The organism is Defluviimonas salinarum, assembly GCF_026013545.1.
Taxonomy (GTDB): Bacteria; Pseudomonadota; Alphaproteobacteria; order Rhodobacterales; family Rhodobacteraceae; genus Albidovulum; species Albidovulum salinarum.
Genome location: NZ_JAPDOG010000007.1, coordinates 115,120 through 135,823, shown reverse-complemented (window position 1 = coordinate 135,823; position 20,704 = coordinate 115,120). Strand labels below are relative to the sequence as shown.

The 20,704-nt window shown below is 69.0% G+C and carries 23 protein-coding genes and 1 riboswitch; of the genes, 14 read left to right on the top strand and 9 right to left on the bottom strand.

Going from position 1 to position 20,704, the window contains the following annotated elements:
* Positions 1-35: 35 nt before the first annotated feature.
* The 6 genes from rpiA to OM960_RS09855 all read left to right on the top strand — a co-directional run bounded on the left by rpiA (position 36) and on the right by OM960_RS09855 (position 6,117).
* Positions 36-824 carry a ribose-5-phosphate isomerase RpiA gene (rpiA, locus tag OM960_RS09880; protein ID WP_263334397.1) on the top strand — a complete coding sequence of 263 codons (789 nt, stop codon included), beginning with the start codon at positions 36-38 and terminating at the stop codon, positions 822-824.
* A 17-nt stretch (positions 825-841) separates the two neighbouring features.
* Positions 842-2,200, top strand: coding sequence for a glutathione-disulfide reductase (gene gorA / locus OM960_RS09875; protein WP_264771883.1), 1,359 nt, complete (start codon positions 842-844; stop codon positions 2,198-2,200).
* A gap of 68 nt (positions 2,201-2,268) precedes the next feature.
* Positions 2,269-3,414: an FtsH protease activity modulator HflK gene (gene hflK, locus OM960_RS09870; RefSeq protein ID WP_264771841.1), complete on the top strand. Its 1,146-nt coding sequence runs from the start codon at positions 2,269-2,271 to the stop codon at positions 3,412-3,414.
* Positions 3,414-4,283, top strand: a complete 870-nt coding sequence (hflC, locus tag OM960_RS09865) for a protease modulator HflC (protein WP_263334400.1) — start codon at positions 3,414-3,416, stop codon at positions 4,281-4,283. The genes hflK and hflC overlap by 1 nt, the downstream gene beginning before the upstream one ends.
* Positions 4,284-4,289: 6 nt before the next feature.
* Positions 4,290-4,493, top strand: a complete 204-nt coding sequence (locus tag OM960_RS09860; protein ID WP_263334402.1) for a DUF2065 family protein — start codon at positions 4,290-4,292, stop codon at positions 4,491-4,493.
* A gap of 172 nt (positions 4,494-4,665) precedes the next feature.
* The gene (locus OM960_RS09855; RefSeq protein ID WP_264771840.1) at positions 4,666-6,117 is read left to right on the top strand and encodes a DegQ family serine endoprotease; all 1,452 of its coding nucleotides are present in this window, start codon (positions 4,666-4,668) and stop codon (positions 6,115-6,117) included.
* Between the two features lie 63 nt (positions 6,118-6,180).
* On the opposite strand, the gene OM960_RS09850 is transcribed toward OM960_RS09855, so the two are convergent.
* Together OM960_RS09850 and OM960_RS09845 are read right to left on the bottom strand one after the other, a co-directional pair.
* Positions 6,181-7,065 carry a DMT family transporter gene (locus OM960_RS09850; RefSeq protein ID WP_264771839.1) on the bottom strand — a complete coding sequence of 295 codons (885 nt, stop codon included), beginning with the start codon at positions 7,063-7,065 and terminating at the stop codon, positions 6,181-6,183.
* 65 nt (positions 7,066-7,130) lie between these two features.
* Positions 7,131-8,063, bottom strand: a complete 933-nt coding sequence (locus tag OM960_RS09845; protein WP_264771838.1) for a LysR substrate-binding domain-containing protein — start codon at positions 8,061-8,063, stop codon at positions 7,131-7,133.
* A gap of 105 nt (positions 8,064-8,168) precedes the next feature.
* Here OM960_RS09845 and OM960_RS09840 point away from each other — a divergent pair, with 105 nt between their 5' ends.
* Entirely contained in the window at positions 8,169-8,612 is a 444-nt protein-coding gene (locus OM960_RS09840) for a cupin domain-containing protein (protein WP_264771837.1), read from the top strand.
* 9 nt (positions 8,613-8,621) lie between these two features.
* Here OM960_RS09840 and OM960_RS09835 read toward each other — a convergent pair whose 3' ends face one another.
* Complete coding sequence (locus tag OM960_RS09835) at positions 8,622-9,026, bottom strand: OB-fold nucleic acid binding domain-containing protein (protein WP_263334410.1); 405 nt, start codon at positions 9,024-9,026, stop codon at positions 8,622-8,624.
* A 43-nt stretch (positions 9,027-9,069) separates the two neighbouring features.
* Positions 9,070-9,678 carry a sulfotransferase family protein gene (locus OM960_RS09830; RefSeq protein ID WP_263334412.1) on the bottom strand — a complete coding sequence of 203 codons (609 nt, stop codon included), beginning with the start codon at positions 9,676-9,678 and terminating at the stop codon, positions 9,070-9,072.
* A gap of 117 nt (positions 9,679-9,795) precedes the next feature.
* Here OM960_RS09830 and OM960_RS09825 point away from each other — a divergent pair, with 117 nt between their 5' ends.
* Together OM960_RS09825 and OM960_RS09820 are read left to right on the top strand one after the other, a co-directional pair.
* Positions 9,796-10,119 carry a 2Fe-2S iron-sulfur cluster-binding protein gene (locus OM960_RS09825; protein ID WP_263334413.1) on the top strand — a complete coding sequence of 108 codons (324 nt, stop codon included), beginning with the start codon at positions 9,796-9,798 and terminating at the stop codon, positions 10,117-10,119.
* Positions 10,119-10,871, top strand: a complete 753-nt coding sequence (locus OM960_RS09820; protein WP_263334415.1) for an FG-GAP repeat domain-containing protein — start codon at positions 10,119-10,121, stop codon at positions 10,869-10,871. Before OM960_RS09825 ends, OM960_RS09820 begins: the two co-directional genes overlap by 1 nt.
* 96 nt (positions 10,872-10,967) lie before the next feature.
* Here OM960_RS09820 and purD read toward each other — a convergent pair whose 3' ends face one another.
* Positions 10,968-12,230, bottom strand: coding sequence for a phosphoribosylamine--glycine ligase (purD, locus tag OM960_RS09815; RefSeq protein WP_264771836.1), 1,263 nt, complete (start codon positions 12,228-12,230; stop codon positions 10,968-10,970).
* 68 nt (positions 12,231-12,298) lie between these two features.
* On the opposite strand from purD, the gene xseA reads away from it, so the two are divergent.
* Positions 12,299-13,798: an exodeoxyribonuclease VII large subunit gene (gene xseA / locus OM960_RS09810; protein ID WP_264771835.1), complete on the top strand. Its 1,500-nt coding sequence runs from the start codon at positions 12,299-12,301 to the stop codon at positions 13,796-13,798.
* A gap of 93 nt (positions 13,799-13,891) precedes the next feature.
* Here xseA and OM960_RS09805 read toward each other — a convergent pair whose 3' ends face one another.
* Positions 13,892-14,299 carry a hypothetical protein gene (locus OM960_RS09805; protein ID WP_264771834.1) on the bottom strand — a complete coding sequence of 136 codons (408 nt, stop codon included), beginning with the start codon at positions 14,297-14,299 and terminating at the stop codon, positions 13,892-13,894.
* 73 nt (positions 14,300-14,372) lie between these two features.
* A complete protein-coding gene (locus OM960_RS09800) occupies positions 14,373-15,869 on the bottom strand; it encodes an alkane 1-monooxygenase (protein WP_263334422.1) in 1,497 nt (498 codons plus the stop codon).
* Between the two features lie 203 nt (positions 15,870-16,072).
* On the opposite strand from OM960_RS09800, the gene ftsY reads away from it, so the two are divergent.
* From ftsY to OM960_RS09780, 4 genes are all read left to right on the top strand, one after another.
* Positions 16,073-17,317: a signal recognition particle-docking protein FtsY gene (gene ftsY / locus OM960_RS09795; RefSeq protein ID WP_263334423.1), complete on the top strand. Its 1,245-nt coding sequence runs from the start codon at positions 16,073-16,075 to the stop codon at positions 17,315-17,317.
* Between the two features lie 79 nt (positions 17,318-17,396).
* The gene (locus OM960_RS09790) at positions 17,397-18,296 is read left to right on the top strand and encodes a DMT family transporter (protein ID WP_264771833.1); all 900 of its coding nucleotides are present in this window, start codon (positions 17,397-17,399) and stop codon (positions 18,294-18,296) included.
* 5 nt (positions 18,297-18,301) lie between these two features.
* Positions 18,302-18,907, top strand: coding sequence for an inner membrane-spanning protein YciB (locus OM960_RS09785; protein WP_264771832.1), 606 nt, complete (start codon positions 18,302-18,304; stop codon positions 18,905-18,907).
* A gap of 198 nt (positions 18,908-19,105) precedes the next feature.
* The gene (locus OM960_RS09780) at positions 19,106-19,438 is read left to right on the top strand and encodes a hypothetical protein (protein ID WP_264771831.1); all 333 of its coding nucleotides are present in this window, start codon (positions 19,106-19,108) and stop codon (positions 19,436-19,438) included.
* Here OM960_RS09780 and OM960_RS09775 read toward each other — a convergent pair.
* On the bottom strand, positions 19,419-20,147 hold the full coding sequence (locus OM960_RS09775) for a glutathione S-transferase N-terminal domain-containing protein (RefSeq protein ID WP_264771830.1): 729 nt from the start codon (positions 20,145-20,147) through the stop codon (positions 19,419-19,421). The genes OM960_RS09780 and OM960_RS09775 overlap by 20 nt on opposite strands.
* 90 nt (positions 20,148-20,237) lie before the next feature.
* On the bottom strand, positions 20,238-20,510 hold the full coding sequence (locus OM960_RS09770; RefSeq protein ID WP_263334433.1) for a hypothetical protein: 273 nt from the start codon (positions 20,508-20,510) through the stop codon (positions 20,238-20,240).
* Between the two features lie 101 nt (positions 20,511-20,611).
* Positions 20,612-20,688: riboswitch (SAM riboswitch) on the top strand.
* The last annotated feature ends 16 nt before the right edge of the window (positions 20,689-20,704 follow it).

Below are 20,704 nucleotides of genomic sequence, written 5' to 3'. Positions count from 1 at the left end.
CCTATAACCGGAGCGCGAGTGATACGGAGATGACCATGCCCGCCGATCTTTCCCCCGCCGACAAGGCGAAATACGCCGCCGCGAAACGTGCGGTGGAGTTCATCGAGGACGGCATGCGGGTCGGGCTTGGAACCGGTTCGACGGCGGCCTGGATGGTCCGGCTTCTCGGCAAGCGGGTGCGCGAGGAGGGGCTGAGGATCACCGGCGTGCCGACCTCGTCCCGAACCGCCAAGCAGGCGCGCGAGGAGGGGATCACCGTCGTGTCGCTCGACGAGGCGGGCTGGCTCGATCTCACCATCGACGGCACCGATGAGTTCGACCCCGACCTCAACCTGATCAAGGGCGGCGGCGGCGCGCATCTGCAGGAAAAGATCGTCGCCGCGGCTTCGGACCAGATGATCGTGATCGCCGATACGGCCAAGGACGTCCCCCAGCTCGGCGCCTTCCCGCTGCCGGTCGAGGTCATTCCCTTCGGCCTGAAGGCGACCAAGGCGCTGGTCGAGGAGACGCTGGTGCCGCTCGACGTCGCGGGGCGCAAGGTCACGCTCAGGATGAACGGGGATGCACCTTTCGTCACCGACGAGGGCAACCATATCCTCGATCTGCATCTCGGGCGGATCGGCAATCCGAGCCGGCTTTCGCTGGTCCTGAACCAGGTGCCGGGGGTGGTCGAGAACGGGCTCTTCATCGACCTGTGCAGCCGGGTGATCATCGGTCACATCGACGGGTCGGCCGAGATCCGCAAGCCGAAGGTGGATACCGCGGAGAACGGACGGGACGATGACGGCGAGATCCGGAACATCTTCGCCGATCTTGGCGACTGATGGCGGGTGGCGCTGAGATGGTCTTCGACTACGATCTTTACGTCATCGGCGGCGGTTCGGGCGGCGTGCGCGCGGCGCGGATCGCGAGCGGCGAATACGGCGCCAAGGTGGCGCTGGCCGAGGAATACCGGATGGGCGGGACCTGCGTCATCCGCGGCTGCGTGCCGAAGAAGCTGATGGTCTTCGCCTCGGCCTATGCCGGGGCGATCGTCGATGCGCGGTCCTACGGCTGGGCGGTCGAGGCGGCGGCCTTCGACTGGCCGGCGTTCCGCGCCAAGCTCGATGCCGAGCTCGACCGCCTGGAAGCGGCCTACCGCGCGGGGCTCGCGGGGGCGAATGTCACGGTCCACGACACGCGGGCGACGGTGGTCGATCCCCATACCGTGCGACTCGCCACGGGCGAGACCTTCACCGCGAAGCACATCCTCGTTGCGACCGGCGGGCGGCCCTTCGTGCCGGAGATCGCGGCCGGGGCAGGGGCGATGACCTCGAACGACATCTTCAAGCTCGACGCGCTGCCGAAATCCGTGCTGATCGTCGGCGGCGGCTTCATCGCCTGCGAGTTTGCCTGCATCCTCAACGGGTTGGGCGTTGCGGTGACGCAGTTCTACCGGGGCGAGCAGATCCTGCGCGGCTTCGACGGCGAGGCGCGCGGCCATATCGCCGAGCTGATGAAGGAGAGCGGTATCAACCTCCATGTCGGGACCGACGTGATCGAGATGAAACCGGTGGAGGGCGGCACCTGGGTCAAGTCGACCGACGGGCGCGAGGCGGTCTTCGAGAAGGTCGTCTACGCGACCGGGCGGGTGCCCAACACCGAGGGGCTCGGGCTTGTCGAGGCCGGGGTGAGGCTCGGCCGCAAGGGCGAGGTGGTGGTCGACGGCTGGTCGCAGACGGCCGTGCCCTCGATCTACGCGGTGGGCGACGTGACCGACCGGATCAACCTGACGCCGGTGGCGATCCGCGAGGGTCACGCCTTCGCCGACACGGTCTTCGGCGCGAAGCCGGTGAAGCCCGATCACGCGCTTGTGGCGAGCGCGGTCTTCACCCAGCCCGAGTTCGGTACGGTGGGCATGACCGAGGAGGCGGCGCGCGACGAGCGGCCGATCGAGGTCTATGCGACCTCGTTCCGCCCGATGCAGTCGGCCTTTGCCGGGCGGCCCGACCGGGTGATGATGAAGCTCGTCGTCTGCGCCGAGACGCGCAAGGTTCTGGGCTGTCATATCGTGGCACCCGGCGCTGGCGAGATGATCCAGCTCGCCGCCATCGCGATCAAGATGGGCGCGACGAAAGAGGACTTCGACCGCACCGTCGCGGTGCATCCGGTGATGGCCGAGGAACTGGTGACCTTGCGCAAGCCGGTCAGGACGGCTTGAAATTCAGCCGGGAACAACCAGTTGGGAAACGAGATTGCAATGAAACGAGAGCAGGGGGAAATGATCTGATGGCTGGCAGCGGAGGTCCCTGGGGCGGCGGCGGGTCCGGTGGAGATGACGACGACCGTCCGGGCGGACGCGGCGGACGGCGGCCGGGCGAGGGCCCGCAGATCCCCGAGATCGAAGAGATAATGAAGAAGGGCACCGAGCAGCTCAAGGTGCTGATGGGCGGGCGCGGCGGAGGGCCGCGCGGGCCGGGCGGCGGCGGACGGCCAACGGGGCCGATCTTCACCCGCGGCACGCTCGGGATCGCGGCGCTCGCGACGGTGGGCCTCTGGGCCTTCGCCTCGTTCTACACGGTGAAGCCCGAAGAGCAGTCGGTGGAACTCTTCCTCGGCGAGTTCTCGGCCGTCGGCGATCCGGGCCTGAACTTCGCGCCCTGGCCGCTCGTTACCGCGAACGTGATCGCGGTCACGCCGGAACGCACCGAGGATATCGGTGTCGGCCGCGGCGGAACCGGTGACAGCGGGCTCATGTTGACGGGCGACGAGAACATCGTCGACATCGACTTCCAGGTGGTCTGGAACATCAACGATCCGCAGAAGTACCTGTTCAACCTGCGCGACCCGCAATTGACGATCAACGCCGTGGCCGAGTCCTCGATGCGCGAGATCATCGCCCAGTCGCAGCTCGCGCCGATCCTCAACCGCGACCGCGGCCTCATCGCCGAGCGGCTGAAGGAGCTGATCCAGTCCACGCTCGACAGCTACGATTCGGGGCTGAACGTGGTGCGGGTAAACTTCGACCGCGCCGACCCACCGCGTGAGGTGATCGACGCCTTCAAGAACGTGCAGTCGGCCGAGCAGCAGCGCGACCGCTTGCAGAAGGAGGCCGACGCCTACGCCAACACTGTCCTCGCCGGAGCGCGCGGCCAGGCGGCGCAGCTTCTGGAAGAGGCCGAGGGCTACCGCGCCCAGGTGGTGAACCAGGCCGAGGGCGAGGCGAGCCGCTTCTCCGCCGTTCTCGCCGAATACCAAAAGGCGCCCGAGGTTACGCGCAAGCGGCTGTATCTCGAGACGCTCGAGGAAGTGCTTGGCCGGGTCGACAAGGTGATCATCGACGAGACCCAGGGCGGGCAGGGCGTGGTGCCCTATCTGCCGTTGAACGAACTCAGACGTGGCGCGGCGGCGCCCGCCAGCGAGGGGACGAACTGATGAACCGCGCAACGCTTCTTCTGCCGATCCTCGTCCTCGCCATCGCGGCGGCGCTGTCGGCCATCTTCATCGTCGACGAGCGGGAAAAGGCGCTGGTCCTGCAGTTCGGCCAGATCAAGGCCGTGCGTGAGGAGCCGGGGCTCTACTTCAAGCTGCCGATCATCCAGGAAGTCGTGAAATACGACGACCGGATCCTCGGGCTCGACGTCGATCCCCTGGAGATCACGCCGCTCGACGACCGCCGGCTCGTGGTGGACGCCTTCGCGCGCTACCGGATCACCGATGTGCGGCGCTTCCGCCAGGCGGTCGGCGCCTCGGGCGTGGCGCTCGCGGAAAACCGTATCGACACGATCCTGCGCGCCCAGACCCGTGAGGTTCTCGGCTCGGTCACCTCGTCCGAGATCCTCTCGGCCGACCGCGCCGGTCTTGCCGCCTCGATCCGCGACGCCTCGCGCTTCGAGGCCAGCTCGCTCGGCGTCGAGATCATCGACGTGCGGCTGAAGCGCACCGACCTGCCCGAGCAGAACCTCGACGCGACCTTCGCGCGAATGCGCGCCGAGCGCGAGCGCGAGGCGGCCGACGAGGTGGCGCGCGGCAACGAGGCGGCGCAGAGGGTGCGCGCCCAGGCCGACCGGACCAAGGTGGAGCTCGTCTCGGACGCGCAGCGCCAGGCCGAGATCATCCGCGGTGAGGCCGATGCGCTGCGCAACGGGATCTTTGCCCAGGCCTATGGCGCGGACCCGGAGTTCTTCGACTTCTACCGCTCGCTCGCGGCCTACCGGCAATCGCTTCTGGAGGGCAACTCGACGATGGTGATGGCGCCGGACAGCGAGTTCTTCGACTACCTGAAGTCGACCGACAAGCGGTAGCCAGGGATGTCGGGCCTCGCGCTCATCCTGCTGGCCGTCGGGCTGGTGCTGTCTCTGGAGGGGCTGGTGCTTGCACTGGCCCCTTCGCGTATCGACGAGCTTCTCGAGTTGATTCGGCGGATGCCGGTCGAGACGCGGCGCAATCTCGGTCTTGCGGCGGTGGCGCTGGGCCTCGCGCTCATTTGGCTTGCGACCGGGCTGTCGGGCTGAGAGAATTGGCGCGGGCAGCCGGACTTGGGCGATCACGATCTGTTGAGCCGCCGCGACCGGGTTTGAATTTGGGTGCGTGCTACATAGCTGAATGATGCGCACGGGTCGGCCGGGGCGATGGATCGCCGCGGCCGCAAGAAGAACAAGGGAGTTTGGAGTGGAACCTCAGGCGATGACTCTTCAGCCGTCCGGAACGCGGCCGTGGACGGCGGCAGGAACGATCTGGGCGGCGATGCTGGCCATCGCGCTGGCCATCGGCCCGGTCGGGCCGGTGGAGGCGCGCGGCGCGCCGGAAAGCTTTGCCGAACTGGCCGAACAGGTGAGCCCCTCGGTGGTGAACATCACCACCTCGACGACGATCGCGGCGCCGACCGATGGCGGGCCGATCGTGCCCGAAGGCTCGCCCTTCGAGGATTTCTTCCGCGAGTTCGGCAATCCGAATGCGCCGCGCGGGCCGCAGCGGTCCAACGCGCTCGGATCGGGCTTCGTGATCTCGGCGGACGGCTACATCGTCACCAACAACCACGTCATCGAGGGCGCCGACGAGATCTCGGTCGAGTTCTTCTCGGGCGGCAAGCTCGACGCGACACTGGTCGGCACCGACCCCAAGACCGACATCGCGCTTCTGAAGGTCGAGAGCGACGAGCCCCTGGCCTACGTGAACTTCGGCAATTCCGACGTGATGCGGGTCGGCGACTGGGTGATGGCGATGGGCAACCCTCTGGGACAGGGCTTCTCGGTCTCGGCCGGCATCGTCTCGGCCCGCAACCGCGAGTTGTCGGGCACCTATGACGACTTCATCCAGACCGACGCCGCGATCAACCGCGGCAACTCGGGCGGGCCGCTCTTCAACATGGACGGCGAGGTGATCGGCGTGAACACCGCGATCCTGTCGCCCAACGGCGGCTCGATCGGGATCGGCTTCTCGATGGCCGCGAACGTGGTGTCGAAGGTCGTCGGCCAGCTTCAGGAATTCGGCGAGACCCGGCGTGGCTGGCTCGGCGTCCGGATCCAGGACGTGACCCCCGATGTGGCCGAGGCGATGGGCCTTGCCGACATCAAGGGCGCGCTCGTCACCGACGTGCCGGACGGCCCGGCCAAGGATGGCGGCATCCAGTCCGGCGACGTGATCACCGCCTTCGACGGCGCCGAGGTCACCGATACCCGCGAACTCGTGCGCCGCGTGGCCGATGCCGATGTCGGCAAGGCGGTGAGTGTCGTAGTGCTGCGCGACGGCGAGAGCCAAGAGCTTTCGGTCACGCTCGGCCGCCGCGAGGTCGCCGAGGGCGAGGCGGTGCCAGCGGTGGCGGGCACGACCGAACCGGTCGAGAAGGACCTGCTCGGCATGACGCTCGGCGTTCTGAGCGAGGAGCAGCGCGACCAGATGGGGCTCGCGGCGGATGCGGCGGGGCTTCTCGTCACCGATATCGACCAGACCAGCGAGGCCTACGAGAAGGGCCTGCGCGCCGGCGACCTGATCACCGAGGCGGGCCAGCAGAAGGTCGCGTCGATCGAGGATTTCGAGGCCCGGATCGCCGAGGCGAAGGAAGCGGGGCGCAAGTCGCTCCTCTTGCTGATCCGCCGCGACGGCGACCCGCGCTTCGTGGCGCTGTCGGTCGAGTGAGCCGGGCGGATCCGGGAAACGGGGGAGGGGCGCCGTAGGGCGCCCTTTCGCGTTTTCGGGCACTTACCGCGGAACGGAGGTGCCGCGGGTGATGGTGAGGATGTAGAGCGCGAGGCTCGCCACGACGATCGCGCCGCCGAGGATCATCGGCGGCGTCATCGCTTCGCCCGCGCCGATCCAGACCCAGGCGGGACCGAGCACGGTCTCGAGCAGCATCAGGAGGCTCACGTTCGCCGCCGCCGTGTGGCGCGTCGCATGGGTCAGGGCGAGGAAGGAGGCGGGCAGGATCACCGCGCCGGTGACCGCGATCGCCCAGATCTCTCCGCTCAGAAGCGATCCGGCCGGCGCGGCGGTGATGCCGATCGACCCCGCGAGCAGCGCGCCGAAGCCGACCAGCGGCATGATCGGCAGGCCGCGCGCCCGGCGGATGATCGCGAAGGCCGAGGCAAGGAGCGCCGCGACCCTGAGGCCCGCCGCCGCCCCGACGAGCGCGGCGCGGTCGAGCCTGAGACTCCCGCCGTCCCCGAAGACCGCGATGCCGATCCCGGCGAGCACCGCGGCGGTCGCGATCCAGGTGGCGGAGCGGGTCGGCTCGTCGCCGAGGAGCCGGCCGAGGACGGCCGAGAAGATCGGCATCGTGGCGACGCCGAAGAGGACAACGGCCACCGGCGCGTGTCCGATGCCGAGGCTGAAGAGCGTCGCATTCAGCCCGTGGCAGAGGATGACGCCGAGGCCAGAGAGGCTGAGGATGGCGCGCAGGTCCGCGCGGCGGCGCCCGCCGGCGGAGAGCAGCCAGAGGCCGAGGAGCAGGGTGCCCATCAGCATCCTGCGCCAGGCCACCATCGGAAAGCCCGACATTCCCGACCAGCGCATGAAGAGCGTGTCCGGGGTCAGGACAAGCGCGCCGAAGGCGGCGAGGCCGAGGCCGAAGAGCGGATGGCGGGACATGCGGGTTCCGGGGCTGACTGCCTCATGGCTAGGCGAGCGGGCACCCGGTGTCCATCGCCGCGACGTTATTGCGCCGCCGTGAGCGGCGGGTGCGCGTCTGCCGGAGCCTCGGATTCGGCAAGGATCTCGCCGAAGAGCCACTCGCGGAAGGCGAGGATGCGTGCATCCGTGGCGCGGTGACGCTCATAGGCAAGCGAATAGATCGTCCGCACCGGCGAGTGGATGTCGAAGAGCTGGACGAGGTCGCCGCCTCGCAGAAGGTCGATCAGAAGTTCCCGGTAAGCCAGCTCGACACCCGCATCACTCAGGGCGGCGTTCGTCGAAAGTTCGCAGTGCGAGAAGACCGGCCCGCCTTCCGGGCAGGACGCCGGCAAGCCGGCGACGGCGAACCACTCCGCCCAGCCGTCATCCGTCTCGTCGCGCAGAAGAACGTGGCGGGCAAGGTCGCGCGGCGCCTTCAGGTCGGGATGCGCCGCGAGATAGGCGGGGCTGCAGACCGGTGTGCGGGTCGAGGCGAAGAAAGGCTCGATGACCGCGCCCTCGACCGGCGCGTCGCCCCAGTGGATGATCACGTCTAGCGCGCCGTGGCGGAAGTCGGTGGGCGGCAACCCGGTCTCGATCTGCACGTCCAGCCCCGGGCAGGCCCGCATGAGCCGCGGCAGGCGCGGGATCAGCCAGCGTTTCGCGAACCATTCGGTCATCCTAAGGCGGATCACGCCCTGCGCTGCCTCGCCCTTGATCGCGCGGGTGCTGGCGTCCAGTTCGTCGAGCAACGGTCCGATGCGCGCGAGGTACCGCTCTCCGGCCCGCGTTAGGCGCACCGCCTGCGGTCCGCGCGCGAACATCGGCCTGTCGAGATAGGTCTCGAGCAGCCTGACCTGGTGGCTGATCGCGGAAGCGGAGACGCAGAGCTCCTCTGCCGCCGCCTTGAAGCTGCCGAGCCGGGCCGCAGCTTCGAAGGCACGCAGCGCGGGGAAGGGGGGCAGCTTGCGTCTCATCCGGGTGAATTTCCCTCAGGCGCGGGTGAAGTCTCTTCGTTTGAAGGCGCGCCGCATCCAACTCTACCCTTTCCGCACGATTATCGCAAAACGGGAGGGAAGTTCATGGCTGTGCGGGCCATTCAGGAGAGATGGCGCATCGGTATCGCCCCGGCGATCGCGCTGACGCTTTTCGGGACCCTCACCGGGGTGGCGCTGGCGAAGATGTCGGGCCCGACCGAGCACAAGGGCCTGACGATCGGGAAGCTCGGCGTGATCGAGGAGGAGATGCTGCGGCGCCAGACCGGTCTCGAGGGATATCTCATGCAGCTCCGCGCGATCACCATCGCGCCAGGCGGCCAGATCGCCGAACACTCGCATGAGAAAAGACCGGGGCTCGTCAAGGTCATCGACGGGGAGGCCGTCGAGGGTCGCGAGACGGGCGAGACCGTCTTTGCCGGGGACGGTGCCGAGGCGATCATCGAGGACGGCGACACGGTGCACTGGTTCTACAACCGGACGGACGCGCCCGCGACGGCGATCGTCTGCGACCTGACGCCGGTTTCCTGATCGCCGCGGTCACGGCCGCCCGTCGGCCCGCGCCGCCTCGGCCCGGCGCGCCGGCGCGCCGGGCGCGGCGAGCAGCTCGTCGAGCATCGGCGTGATGTCCTCGATCGCCTCGGCCACGACATGGACCACCTCGGCCTCGCGCTGCAGCCGCCCGGTCACGCGCAGGAGCCGCCCGGCGATCACCGCGCGGCGGAAGCGCTGGAAGACCTTGGCCCAGACGACGACATTGGCGACGCCCGTCTCGTCCTCGAGCGTGAGGAAGACCACCCCCTTCGCGGTGCCGGGCCGCTGCCGCACCAGCACCAGCCCGGCCACCGTTACCCGCGCGCCGGAGGGCGGCTCGTTGAGCCGCGCATGGGGCAGGGCGGCGGGCGGGCGCGGCCAGTCCTCAAACGGATGGTAATCGGTAAGCATGGGAACAAATGTAGAACATCTGGCAGATCCCGGCAAGAGCCGCTCAGCTGCCGGGACGGTTTCCGAACCGGCTGTGGAACTCCGTCGTCCGGTTGCGGTGCGGATAGGGCTCATCCGGTACCGCGACGCCGAGATGGGCGCAGAGCGGCGCCCAGCCGTCGCCGATCCGGTGGACGAGAAGCCGGCCCGGACCCACCGTCGCCATCACCTCCGCGACATGCGCCTCGTAGGTGGCGATCGCGTGGGCGCGGTCGTCGGGCCGGCCGCCGAAGACCTGTTCGGCGATCAGCGCCACGCCGAGCGAGTCGGGATCTTCCGAACTGCGGATCACGTCGAGGATCGTCCGCTCGAAGCTCGCCCACCAGCTCTCGGCGCTGCGCAAGGTCAGGAGCACCCGCGCCTCGGGGTAAAAAGCGATGAGCTCGCGCCAGTAGGCGGCCGAGGGCCAGTCCACGCAGGACCTGAAACCGGAGAAAAGGCGCGGCCAATCCGGCGCCGCGCCGCGCGCCAGCGCCCGCCAGAGGCGCTTCTGTTCCGGGTCTTGCAACACGGCTGCCATGTGGTGGCAGGGGCCCGCACCGAGGCGGTTGAGCGCTTCCCGCATCGAGTCGGTGCCGGTACGCCCGAATCCGGTGCCGATGACCTTGAGCATCCCGACCTCCCCGACCGCTGCCGTTCCCCCAACTCTACATGGAATCGCGCGAGGGGTGGAGCCGGACGGCGCGAGTCGCTAGAAGCGCAGAAACGCTCTCTTTCATGGACCGAGTCGATGGCGAAGATCACCTATGTCGAATTCAACGGAACCGAGCATGTCGTGGACGTGGCCAAGGGGCTGACGGTCATGGAAGGCGCACGCGACAACGGCATTCCCGGGATCGAGGCCGATTGCGGCGGCGCCTGCGCCTGCTCGACCTGCCATGTCTATGTCGATGCCGCCTGGGTCGAGAAGCTGCCGGCGAAGGATTCGATGGAAGAGGACATGCTCGACTTTGCTTACGAGCCGGACCCGGCGCGCTCGCGGCTGACCTGCCAGATCAAGGTCACGGACGCGCTCGACGGGCTCAAGGTGTTCATGCCGGAAAAGCAGATCTGATGCTGCGCGCGGCGCTGGCGCTTCTCGTCGCCCTCGCCGCATCACCGCTCGCGGCGCGCTGCACCGAGGGCGACGGCGACTGGGTGCGCCGGGCCTGCTACGAGGAGCCGCGCAGCAGCGGCCTTTACGGCCACGACATCCTCGGTGCAACGCCTGAATGGTCACGGATCCGGGTGACGCTCGGGCCGCGCGGCCTCCGCGCGCTTCGCCGGGGCGGGACGCTCGAATTCGAGACGCCCGACGGCACGCTCTTCGAGGACACAGCGCCGCGGGTCGCCGACGTCGACGGCGACGGACGGCCCGAGCTGATCGTCGTCCAGACCGACCACCGGAAGGGGGCGCGGCTCCTGGCCGCGGGTCTCGACGGCAGCCCCTATGCCGCGACCCCCTTCATCGGGCGGCGCCACCGCTGGCTCGCCCCCGTCGGCGCCGCCGATCTCGACGGCGATGGCAAGACCGAGATCGCCTATGTCGAGACCCCGCATCTCGGCAAGATCCTGAAGATCGTCCGGCTGGACGGCGACCGCCTCGCCCCGGTCGCCGCGGCCAGAGGGCTGACCAACCACAGGATCGGCGACCCGTTCATCCAGGGCCGCATCGCCAGCTGCGGCGGCCGCCCGACGGTTCTGACCGCCGATGCCGGCTGGAGCCGGATCATCGGCACCACGCTCGCCGAAGGCCAGCTCGCCATCCGCGATCTCGGCCCCTACAGGGACCCGTCGAGCTTCGACCGGGTTGCCGGCTGCGACTGACCGCAGCTTCACTTTCTGTCCGAAAATACTCCGGAGGGGTCCGGGGAGGCAGCGCCTCCCCGGCGGGTCGGCCGAGGCACAGCCGAGGTCGAAATCCTAAAGCGCCCGCCAGCCGATATCGCGCCGGCAGAACCCGCCCGGCCAGTCGATCGCATCGACCATCCCGTAGGCCCGGTCCCGTGCCTCGGCCAGGGTCGCGCCCCGCGCGGTGACGTTCAGCACCCGCCCGCCCGAGGCCACGACCGAACCGTCGCGCCCCGCCGTCCCGGCATGAAAGACCATGTGGCTCGAATCCTCCGGCAACTCCTCGAGCCCGCGGATCTGCGACCCCTTGCCATAGGCGCCGGGATAGCCTGCCGCCGCCATCACCACCGTCAGCGCGTGATCCGAGGCCCAGGTCACCTGCATCTCGCCCAGCCGCCCCTCGGCGCAGGCATGAATGAGATCGAAGGCCTGTGCACCCAATCGCATCATCAGCACCTGGCACTCCGGATCGCCGAAGCGCACGTTGTACTCGACGAGCCGCGCCCGCCCGTCCTCGATCATGAGGCCGGCATAGAGAACGCCCTGGAACGGCGTGCCGCGCCGCGCCATCTCGGCGACGGTGGGGCGCACGATCTCCGCCATCGCCTGATCGAGGACCGCCTCCGACAGGACTGGCGCCGGCGAATAGGCGCCCATGCCGCCGGTATTGGGCCCGGTGTCGCCGTCGCCCACCCGCTTGTGATCCTGCGCGGTCCCCACCGCGAGCACGTCCTTGCCGTCGCAGAGAACGAAGAGCGAGGCCTCCTCGCCGTCCATGAACTCCTCGATCACCACCTCGGCGCCGGCTTCCCCGAACTCGCCGCCGAACATGTCGGCGACGGCGGCCAGCGCCTCCGCCTCGGTCATCGCCACGATCACGCCCTTGCCGGCGGCGAGCCCGTCGGCCTTCACCACGATCGGCGCCCCCTGGACCCGGATGTAATCCTCGGCCGCCGCGCGGTCGGTGAAGCGCGCGTAGCCCGCTGTAGGCGCACCGGAAGCGTCGCAGATCTCCTTGGTGAAGCCCTTCGAAGCCTCGAGCCGCGCCGCCGCCGCGGACGGCCCGAAGGTCAGGATCCCCGCGGCGCGCAGCGCATCCGCCACCCCGGCCGCCAGCGGCGCCTCGGGCCCGACGATGACGAAATCGACCGCGTTCTCCTCGGCGAAGGTGACCACCGCCGCGCCGTCGAGAATGTCGAGATCGGCGCATTCGGCCAGCATCGCGGTCCCGGCATTGCCCGGCGCCACGATGAGCCGGTCGCATTTCGGGTTCTGCTTGACTGCCCAGGCCAGGCTGTGTTCCCGCCCGCCGCCGCCGAGAATGAGAATGTTCATGTCCGCCCCCGCTTGGCCTTGCCTGCCGGGCGTTCTAAGGTCGCCCCGCAGAGGATACAAGCGGACCCATGGACATCTTCGAAAACGACGAACAGGGCGGCAACGCCCCCGAATTCACCGTCTCGGAAATCTCCGGCGCCGTGAAGCGCGTGATCGAGGGCGAGTTCGGCCATGTCCGGGTCCGCGGCGAGATCGGCCGCGTCTCGCGGCCGTCGTCGGGCCATGTCTATTTCGACCTCAAGGACGACCGCGCGGTGATCGCCGCGGTCTCTTGGAAGGGCCAGGCCGCCCGGCTTTCGGTCCGACCCGAGGAGGGGATGGAGGTCATCGCCACCGGCCGCCTCACCACCTTCCCCGGCCAGTCGAAATACCAGCTCATCGTCGAGGATATCGCGCCCGCGGGCATGGGCGCCCTGATGCTGATGCTGGAAAAGCGCAAAGCGGCGCTCACGGCCGAGGGCCTCTTCGCGCCCGAACGGAAGCAGCCGATTCCCTACCTGCCCGAGGTCATCGGCGTCGTCACCTCGCCCTCGGGTGCCGTCATCCGCGACATCCTCCACCGCCTGCGCGACCGCTTTCCCCGCAAGGTGCTGATCTGGCCGGTGGCGGTGCAGGGCGAGAAATGCGCCCCCGAGGTCGCCGCCGCGATCCGCGGTTTCAATGCGCTCACCCCCGGCGGCGCGATCCCGCGCCCCGATCTCCTGATCGTCGCCCGCGGCGGCGGCTCGCTCGAGGACCTCTGGGGCTTCAACGAGGAGATCGTGGTCCGCGCCACCGCCGAAAGCCGGATCCCGCTGATTTCCGCCGTTGGCCACGAGACCGACACCACGCTCATCGACCACGCCGCCGACCGCCGCGCGCCGACGCCCACGGCGGCGGCCGAGATGGCGGTGCCGGTCCGCCTGGAGCTCCTGAGCTGGACCGCCGACCAGGGCGCCCGGCTCTCGCGCGCGCTGACCCAGCGCCTCGACCAGCGCCGCCAGCGCCTCGCCGACCTTTCCCGCGCACTCGGCCGGCCCGAGACGCTGCTCGATCCCGCGCGGCAGGGCCTCGACCTCTGGTCCGACCGGCTCGGCCCCGCGCTCCACGCCGCCGCCACCCGCAAGCGCGCCGGCTTCAACTCGGTCGCCGGCCGCCTCCATCCCGGCATCCTCGCCGGCCTCATCGCCCGTGAACGGCGCCATTTCGCCACCTTCGCCGAGCGCCTCGCGCCCGCACTCGCCCGCCTCAGGCGCGATGCGGCCCGTGAAAACAGCCGCCGCCGCGCCGATCTCGTCACGCTCGCGCGGCGACTCGCCACCGCCGAACGCCTGCGGCTCGACGGGCTCGCGGAACGGCTGGCCACCGCCGACCGCATGCGCCAGACACTTGGCTACACCGAGACGCTGAAACGCGGCTACGCGGTGATCCGCGCCGAAGGCGCCGTCGTCACCACGCGGCAGGCCGCCGAAACCGCCGCCCAGCTCGAGATCGAGTTCCAGGACGGACGCCTGCCGGTCCTCGCCGGATCCGCGCCGAAACCGAAGCGCGCGAAATCCGAGCCGCCCGATCAGGGCAGCCTGTTCTGACCCTGAGGCTTCTTCATTGCCCAAATACCCTGGGGGTCCGGGGGTGAAACCCCCGGCGGGTCGGCCGCGGCAGAGCCGAGGCCGAAACCCCGCTCACACCCCGACATTCGGCCCGAGGCACTGCATCGGCTCGGGGCTCTGTTCGACCGCGATCAGCGGCAGCCCCTCCGGATCGCCGCGAAACCGCGCCACGAGGCCTTCGTCGCTGTCCCAGAAGGTCCAGCATTGCGGCGAGGGATTGTCCTCGTAGACGAAGCAGATGAAGCCCCCTTCCTCGTACCACTCGCCCTTGCGGCAATCGTCGCCGAGAAACGCCCAGACCACCTTGCGGCCCGGCAGATACTGCTCGACGCCATAGGGCTGGCCGCCGGAATTGTAGTAGAGCGTCCGCCCCACCGTGAGCGCGTCGAACCCGGCCGCATCGAGCGGCGCGCCGGGCTCGGCCGCGACGGCGGGCGCCGTGGCGAACGAGATCGCAAGAAGCAGGGCGGCCCAGCGCATGGCAAGCCTCCTCGACCGGGGCAGTGCCCGTTCAGAATGGCAGATGCCGGCGCCACCGGCCAGCCCCCGGAGCTCAGTCGCCGGCAAGGCCGAGCCGCGCAAGCCGCCGGTCCATGATCCGGTGCCACAGCGGCGGCACGAGCGCGATCGTCGCCATTACCGGCAGCGAATAGGGCAGGAGCGGCGCCTGCCCGCCGGCCGACAGCCTGAGGTCCGGATAGCGCCGTGCCGGGTGGGAATGGTGATCGGCATGGCGCGGCGCGTTCAGCATCATCAGCCCAGAGACCGGATGCGGCGCGTCCCAGCTGTGCCGGATGCCGGCCGGTTCAAGCGCGCCGGACGGCAATTCGCGGCGCAGGAGCCCGTAGTGCTGCACATAGTCCGAAAGCAGGAGCTGGACCTGCGCATGGGCGCAAAGCAGCAGGTAGGCCAGCAGCCCGTCGAGGCCGAAGGCGGCGAGGATCGCGACGACCCAGAGGGTGCCACCGGCGACGTAGACCGCGTAGGGATGCGGATCGAAGAGGCTCCGGCCCTGGCGCGCCACCCGGCGATGCGCCTCCATCTCGTATCCGGCGACGAAGGCGCCGGGCCAGGCGCGGGCGGCGAAGAGATAGAAGCTCTCGCCCGCCGCCGCGGTGTTGGGATCGTCGGTCGTGGCCACGAACCGGTGGTGGACCAGCCGGTGGGCCGAGGTGTGATGGCCAAAGAGCAGCGAGATATAGACCCACATCCCGGTCCGGAAGAGCCGCCGCTCGGCGCGGTGGATCAGTTCGTGCGCGTTCGAGTTGGAAACCTGCCCGAACCAGAGCCCGAAGGCGAGCAGGGTCGCCATCCCGTCGAGAAATCCGAGCCCCGTCGCCCCGGTCAGCACCCAGACCGCGAAGGGCAGGAGCAGGAAATGCAACCCCGCGAGCAGCAGCGACAGCCGGTCGGCCATCCTCGCAGGCACCTGTCCGGGCGCGGAAAGCCCGCGCCGCAGCGCCACGGCGTCGATCGCATGGAGCAGGCCCGTCATGCAGAGCAACGCGGCAAGACTCCAGAGCCCCCCGAAAAACCCGGCGAGGACGAGCACCGGAACCGGCGCCAGCGTCGCCAAGAGGAACGGCCGCAGCGGTCGCCACGGCGCCCAGGCGGCGCGGACCCGCCCGGCAAGCGTTGCCGCCGCGCCAACAGGTGCGGTCCCGGTCGGGGCGCCCGCCACTGTCGCGGCGATCGCCTCATCCAGCGCAGTGGCGGAGCTCCCCCGGGCCTCAGCCGGGCCCGAAGCGTCGCTGCCGGCCGCCGCGCCCTCCGCGCCGTCTGGTTTTTCCCGCGGCATGCGGTCCGGAAGCTTCACCGTCACGGCCGGTGCGTCTTCGCTGTCCGTTTCCAATGTGGTTCCGGCTCGAACGGGTTCCGCCTCGCCCGTCAGCGCCGAGAGCACGGCCTCCATCGTCGCTGCATCGTCGTGCGCCTCGTCCGGCCCGGCGGCAAGGCCCGCCAGAGCCGGGCCGGCTCCAGGCGTCGAAGGTCCGACTCCCGGAGCGTTTCTGTGGCGTCGCGGCCAGGGAAAGCGGACCAGATGTTTCATCTGGGCCTGAATACGGGAAATTCTTGGCAAAATCTTGGCGGCCGCGACACATTCGCGCGATTTCGCCCCCGCTTCCCTGCCGACGGCAGGCGTGTTCCGCGCCGTTCGAAATGCCGTCTTGGCGGCCGTGCGGCAGCTGACCCTTCCATCGCGTGCCCGAAAGCACTAGGTGGGGGGCAGCGTAAGATCAGCCGGGGCTGCCGATGTCATTCTTCAACAAGCTCAAGGACAAGCTCTTCAAATCCTCCTCGAAGCTCGAAGAGGGGCTGGACGCGATCATTGCCGAAGCCGCCGAACCCTCCCGGTCCGACCCCGCGCAGACGCCGGAGCCGCAGCCGGACCCCTTCCCCGAGATCGTGCCCGAACCCGACCTGCCACCCGCCCCCGACCCAACACCGCACGAGATCCCGCAGCCCGGTCCCGAGACCCCGTCCGCTCCGCCCGACGAATCCCCGGTGCCGCCCTCCGAGATCCCGGACCCGGCACCGGGCGAGATCCCCGGACCCACACCGCCCGAACTGCCCGAGAGCCTCGCCGGCATCGCCGTGACGGCGCCGGCCGCACGGCCAGGATTCCTCGGTCGCATTCTCGGCCGCGGCACGCCTGCGGCTCCGCGCCGCGTGCTCGACGACGCGATGCTCGAGAGCCTCGAGGAGCTGCTGATCCAGTCCGACATGGGGGTCGAGACCGCGCTCCGCGTCGCCGCGAACCTCGCCGAGGGCCGCATGGGCCGCAAGCTCTCGGTCGCCGAGATCAAGACGCTGCTCGCATCCGAGATCGCCCGGATCATGGAGCCGGTGGCCAGGCCGATGCCGCTCTACGCGACGACGCCGCAAGTGGTGCTGGTCGTCGGCGTGAACGGCTCGGGCAAGACCACGACGATCGGCAAGCTCGCGAGCCAGTTCCGCGCCGCCGGCAAAAAGGTGGTGATCGCCGCCGGCGACACCTTCCGCGCCGCCGCCGTCGAGCAGCTCCAGGTCTGGGGGACGCGCGCCGGCGTCCCGGTGATGACCGCGCCCGAGGGCTCCGACCCCGCGAGCCTCGCCTTCGACGCGATGACACGGGCGCAGGAAGAGGGCGCCGACCTCCTGATGATCGACACGGCGGGGCGCTTGCAGAACCGCCAGGACCTGATGGAGGAGCTGGCCAAGATCGTCCGCGTGATCCGCAAGAAGGACCCGGCGGCGCCGCACAACACGCTTCTCGTGCTCGACGCGACGACGGGGCAGAACGCGCTTTCTCAGGTCGAGACCTTCCGCAAGCTTGCCGACGTCTCGGGTCTCGTCATGACCAAGCTCGACGGCACCGCGAAGGGCGGCGTCCTCGTGGCCCTCGCCGACCGCTTCGGCCTGCCAATACACGCGATCGGCGTCGGCGAGAAGATCGACGACCTCGCGCCCTTCGATCCCGAGGACTTCGCCCGCGCGCTCGTGGGTGTCGAGGCCTGACCTGCCCGATGACCCTCCCGGTTTCTTCATTGCCCAAATACCCTGGGGGTCCGGGGGTGAAACCCCCGGTCTCCGGGGCATGAGCGCCTGGCTCGTCTCGCTCGAAGGCACTCCGGCCGGGCACAATGTGGCGCTCGGTCTCGCACTCATGGCCGCCTTCCTGCACGCGCTCTTCGGCGCCCTGCAAAAGGGCCGCCACGACCCCTGGCTCTCCCGCGCCGCGATCGACGCGAGCTACGCGATCATCGCCGCGCCCTTCGCGTTTCTCGTCGTGCCCTGGCCGGAGCCGCACATGTGGCCGATCTTCGCCGGCGCCTTTGTGATCCATGTCGGCTACAAGATCGCCCAGGCCATGACCTACAGCCGCGGCGCCTATGCGGTCGTCTACCCGGTGGTGCGCGGCACCGGCCCGTTCTTCGCGGTGATCGGCGCGGGCCTCCTCTTCGGCGAGCATTTCACCGCCGGGCAATGGGCCGGCGTCGGCGTCCTGATGGCGGGGATCTTCGGGCTCGCCATCTATAACCTCCGCACCATCACCGTCGACCGCGAGACGATGGTGCCCGCACTCGGGCTCGCGGTGCTGACCGGCGGCTTTGTCGCACTCTACACGACCTATGACGCCTACGGCATCCGCGCCACCGCCGATCCCTTCACCTTCCTCGCCTGGTTCTTCCTGATCGACGGCATCTTCATGCCGGTCTATACATGGCGGCGCTGGCGCTACCTGCCGACCTCGGAAATCGTCCCCCTTCTGCAAAGGGGTGTCATCGGCGCCTTCGTCGCCTATTTCAGCTTCGGGGCGATTCTCCTCGCGACGCGGATCGACAGCGTCGGCGAGGCGGCGGTGTTGCGCGAGACCTCGACGGTCTTCGCCGCCCTCATCGCCTGGGTGATGCTCGGCGACCGGGTCGGCCCGCGCCGGCTCGCATTGATGACCTTGATCGCCGCGGGCGCGGTGATCGTGAAACTGACAGGATAGGGCGCATGGCCGGCAGAAAGATCAATCCGTGGCTGAAACTCGGGCTCGAGATCGGTCCGGTCATCGCCTTCTTCGCCGCCTTCACGCGGCTCAAGGACCAGACCGTCACGATCGGCGGGACCGAATACGGCGGCTTCATCCTCGCCACCGCGGGCTTCGTGCCGCTTCTCATCCTGACCACGCTGATCCTCTGGCGCCTGACCGGGCGGCTCTCGCCGATGCAGGTCGCGACTTTGGTGCTGGTCGTCGTCTTCGGCGGGCTCTCGGTCTGGTTCAACGACGAGCGCTTCTTCAAGATGAAGCCGACGCTGATCTACCTCCTCTTCGCCGGAATCCTCGGCTGGGGACTGATGCGCGGCCAGTCCTATCTCGCGCTGGTCCTCGAGGAGGCGATGCCGCTCGAACACGAGGGCTGGATGATCCTCACCCGCCGGCTCACCGCCTTCTTCGGCGGGCTCGCGGTCCTCAACGAGGTGATCTGGCGCACGATGTCGGACGCGGCCTGGGTCAACTTCAAGACCTTCGGCCTCACCGCGGCGATCTTCTTCTTCTTCATGGCACAGGGCGGCGTCTTCAAACGCTACGGGATCGAGGAGAAGGACGGGCGATGAGATCGGCGCGCACGGCGGGCGTGCATCACGCGGTCGCTCCGGACCGCCCGGTCCGTCTGAGAGATCTGCGCATCTGCCCAAACAGCGGAAGATGACTGATCAGGCTCAGTGACCCCGCCGAAAATCGGCCTAGGATGTCGTCTTTGAGAGGCAATCGGGTGTTCGCGCGAACCGCGCCGCCCTTGCCGGAGCGAGCAAATGGTGAAGCTCGGACACATTCCCAACGTGGGTGCAGCGCTTCTGCTGGGGCTCGTTGCGGCGCTTCAGCCGCTGCGCGCCCAGGATAGCGGTACGTTGTTTGACCACGATTTCACGGTGCGCGTCATCCGGGCGCGTTGTGTGGCCTGCCACAGCCCGATCCTGATGATGGCGTTCGTCAACCGGTATGTCGAAAAGGCCGGATACGACGAATTGACGAGCTTCCTCGCGAAACATCATGCGCCCGACGAGGAGGGGCGGGCGGCTATCGTCGAATTCTTTTCCAGGCTGCCTGTTTCAAATCGAACGCCGGCTACACCCGACGAACCTTAGGGCTGGCTGGCTGCTGAAACAGGATTTCCTGGGCCTTGCGGTCGGATTGCAGGTCGCTCCGCTTGTCGGCGGCCACAGCCATGCCGCGCTGGACGGCGGGGCGCGCGGTCATCATCTCGAACCAGCGCCGCATGTCGGGCTTGTCATCGAGCACCTGCTGCTGGAATTCCCAGCGCGCGGCCCAAGGGTAGATCGCGAAATCGGCGATCGAAAGGAAGTCGCCGGCGACGAACTCGTGCTGCCCGAGCTGGCGGTCGAGCACGTCGTAGAGCCGGGCCACCTCGCGCCGGTAGCGATCCTGGGCATAGGGCAGCACCTGCGGCGGATCGAACTTCGGCGCGTAGCCGAGGAAATGATGCGCTTGGCCCGCCATCGGGCCGAGGCCGCCCATCTGCCACATCAGCCATTCCTCGACGGCGATCTGCTCGCGCGCGGTCGTGCCAAGGAAACGGCCGGTCTTGCGCGCGAGATACATCAGGATCGCCCCGGATTCGAAGACCGAGACCGGGGCGCCGTCGGGCCCGTCCGGATCGACGATCGCCGGGATCCGGCCATTGGGCGAGATCGCGAGAAACTCCGGCGCGAACTGGTCGCCCTTGCCGATGTTCACGAGGGTGACGTTGTAGGGCAGGCCCATCTCCTCGAGGGCGATGGTGATCTTCCGGCCGTTCGGCGTGGTCCAGTAGTAAAGCTCGACAGCCCTGGTCATGCGCGGTTCCTTGGTCCGATGGACTCTATCTGGTCCGCGCCGCCAGGCCGATCAACGCGAAGGGGTATGTGCGCCGGCAAACAGACCGCCTCACTTGTAGTCGTTGAGCTGGTCGAGCATGGCGAGATGATGGCGCACCTTCCAGTAGCAGGAGGTTTCGGTCGGCTCGGTGCAGATCAGCCGGTGGCCATCGACGATCACCTTCCAGCGGGTGCCGGAGGCGTCGAGCGCCCGGATCGGATAGGTCTCGGGCCCGATCCGGATCTCGCCAAGGAGCTCCTCGGAGGGGGGCTCGGCAGGGGTGCAGGCGGCAAGCGCGATGGCAAGCAGGGTCGCGGCGGGGCGGGCGGTCGGTTTCGGCATCGGTCATCCTCCGGCTTCGGGCACAGTTGAGCGCAACCCGGCGTGCGCCGCAAGCGGTCAGGCGGGCGCGGCGCGGTTGACCCGGGCGGCGGTTCGATGTAAAGGGCGCGCGTGGCGATTTGTACCGGATTGCGGGCCACGTTAAACATGCCGCTAAAGAGGTCGGAGGGTCGCGGCCCCCACCTGTTCCGGTG

Excerpts from the sequence above, each read along its gene's own strand:
- rpiA (WP_263334397.1), top strand. The coding sequence starts at position 36 with ATGCCCGCCGATCTTTCCCCCGCCGACAAGGCGAAATACGCCGCCGCG.
- gorA (WP_264771883.1), top strand. The coding sequence starts at position 842 with ATGGTCTTCGACTACGATCTTTACGTCATCGGCGGCGGTTCGGGCGGC.
- hflK (WP_264771841.1), top strand. The coding sequence starts at position 2,269 with ATGGCTGGCAGCGGAGGTCCCTGGGGCGGCGGCGGGTCCGGTGGAGAT.
- hflC (WP_263334400.1), top strand. The coding sequence starts at position 3,414 with ATGAACCGCGCAACGCTTCTTCTGCCGATCCTCGTCCTCGCCATCGCG.
- OM960_RS09860 (WP_263334402.1), top strand. The coding sequence starts at position 4,290 with ATGTCGGGCCTCGCGCTCATCCTGCTGGCCGTCGGGCTGGTGCTGTCT.
- OM960_RS09855 (WP_264771840.1), top strand. The coding sequence starts at position 4,666 with ATGACTCTTCAGCCGTCCGGAACGCGGCCGTGGACGGCGGCAGGAACG.
- OM960_RS09850 (WP_264771839.1), bottom strand. The coding sequence starts at position 7,065 with ATGTCCCGCCATCCGCTCTTCGGCCTCGGCCTCGCCGCCTTCGGCGCG.
- OM960_RS09845 (WP_264771838.1), bottom strand. The coding sequence starts at position 8,063 with ATGAGACGCAAGCTGCCCCCCTTCCCCGCGCTGCGTGCCTTCGAAGCT.
- OM960_RS09840 (WP_264771837.1), top strand. The coding sequence starts at position 8,169 with ATGGCTGTGCGGGCCATTCAGGAGAGATGGCGCATCGGTATCGCCCCG.
- OM960_RS09835 (WP_263334410.1), bottom strand. The coding sequence starts at position 9,026 with ATGCTTACCGATTACCATCCGTTTGAGGACTGGCCGCGCCCGCCCGCC.
- OM960_RS09830 (WP_263334412.1), bottom strand. The coding sequence starts at position 9,678 with ATGCTCAAGGTCATCGGCACCGGATTCGGGCGTACCGGCACCGACTCG.
- OM960_RS09825 (WP_263334413.1), top strand. The coding sequence starts at position 9,796 with ATGGCGAAGATCACCTATGTCGAATTCAACGGAACCGAGCATGTCGTG.
- OM960_RS09820 (WP_263334415.1), top strand. The coding sequence starts at position 10,119 with ATGCTGCGCGCGGCGCTGGCGCTTCTCGTCGCCCTCGCCGCATCACCG.
- purD (WP_264771836.1), bottom strand. The coding sequence starts at position 12,230 with ATGAACATTCTCATTCTCGGCGGCGGCGGGCGGGAACACAGCCTGGCC.
- xseA (WP_264771835.1), top strand. The coding sequence starts at position 12,299 with ATGGACATCTTCGAAAACGACGAACAGGGCGGCAACGCCCCCGAATTC.
- OM960_RS09805 (WP_264771834.1), bottom strand. The coding sequence starts at position 14,299 with ATGCGCTGGGCCGCCCTGCTTCTTGCGATCTCGTTCGCCACGGCGCCC.
- OM960_RS09800 (WP_263334422.1), bottom strand. The coding sequence starts at position 15,869 with ATGAAACATCTGGTCCGCTTTCCCTGGCCGCGACGCCACAGAAACGCT.
- ftsY (WP_263334423.1), top strand. The coding sequence starts at position 16,073 with ATGTCATTCTTCAACAAGCTCAAGGACAAGCTCTTCAAATCCTCCTCG.
- OM960_RS09790 (WP_264771833.1), top strand. The coding sequence starts at position 17,397 with ATGAGCGCCTGGCTCGTCTCGCTCGAAGGCACTCCGGCCGGGCACAAT.
- OM960_RS09785 (WP_264771832.1), top strand. The coding sequence starts at position 18,302 with ATGGCCGGCAGAAAGATCAATCCGTGGCTGAAACTCGGGCTCGAGATC.
- OM960_RS09780 (WP_264771831.1), top strand. The coding sequence starts at position 19,106 with ATGGTGAAGCTCGGACACATTCCCAACGTGGGTGCAGCGCTTCTGCTG.
- OM960_RS09775 (WP_264771830.1), bottom strand. The coding sequence starts at position 20,147 with ATGACCAGGGCTGTCGAGCTTTACTACTGGACCACGCCGAACGGCCGG.
- OM960_RS09770 (WP_263334433.1), bottom strand. The coding sequence starts at position 20,510 with ATGCCGAAACCGACCGCCCGCCCCGCCGCGACCCTGCTTGCCATCGCG.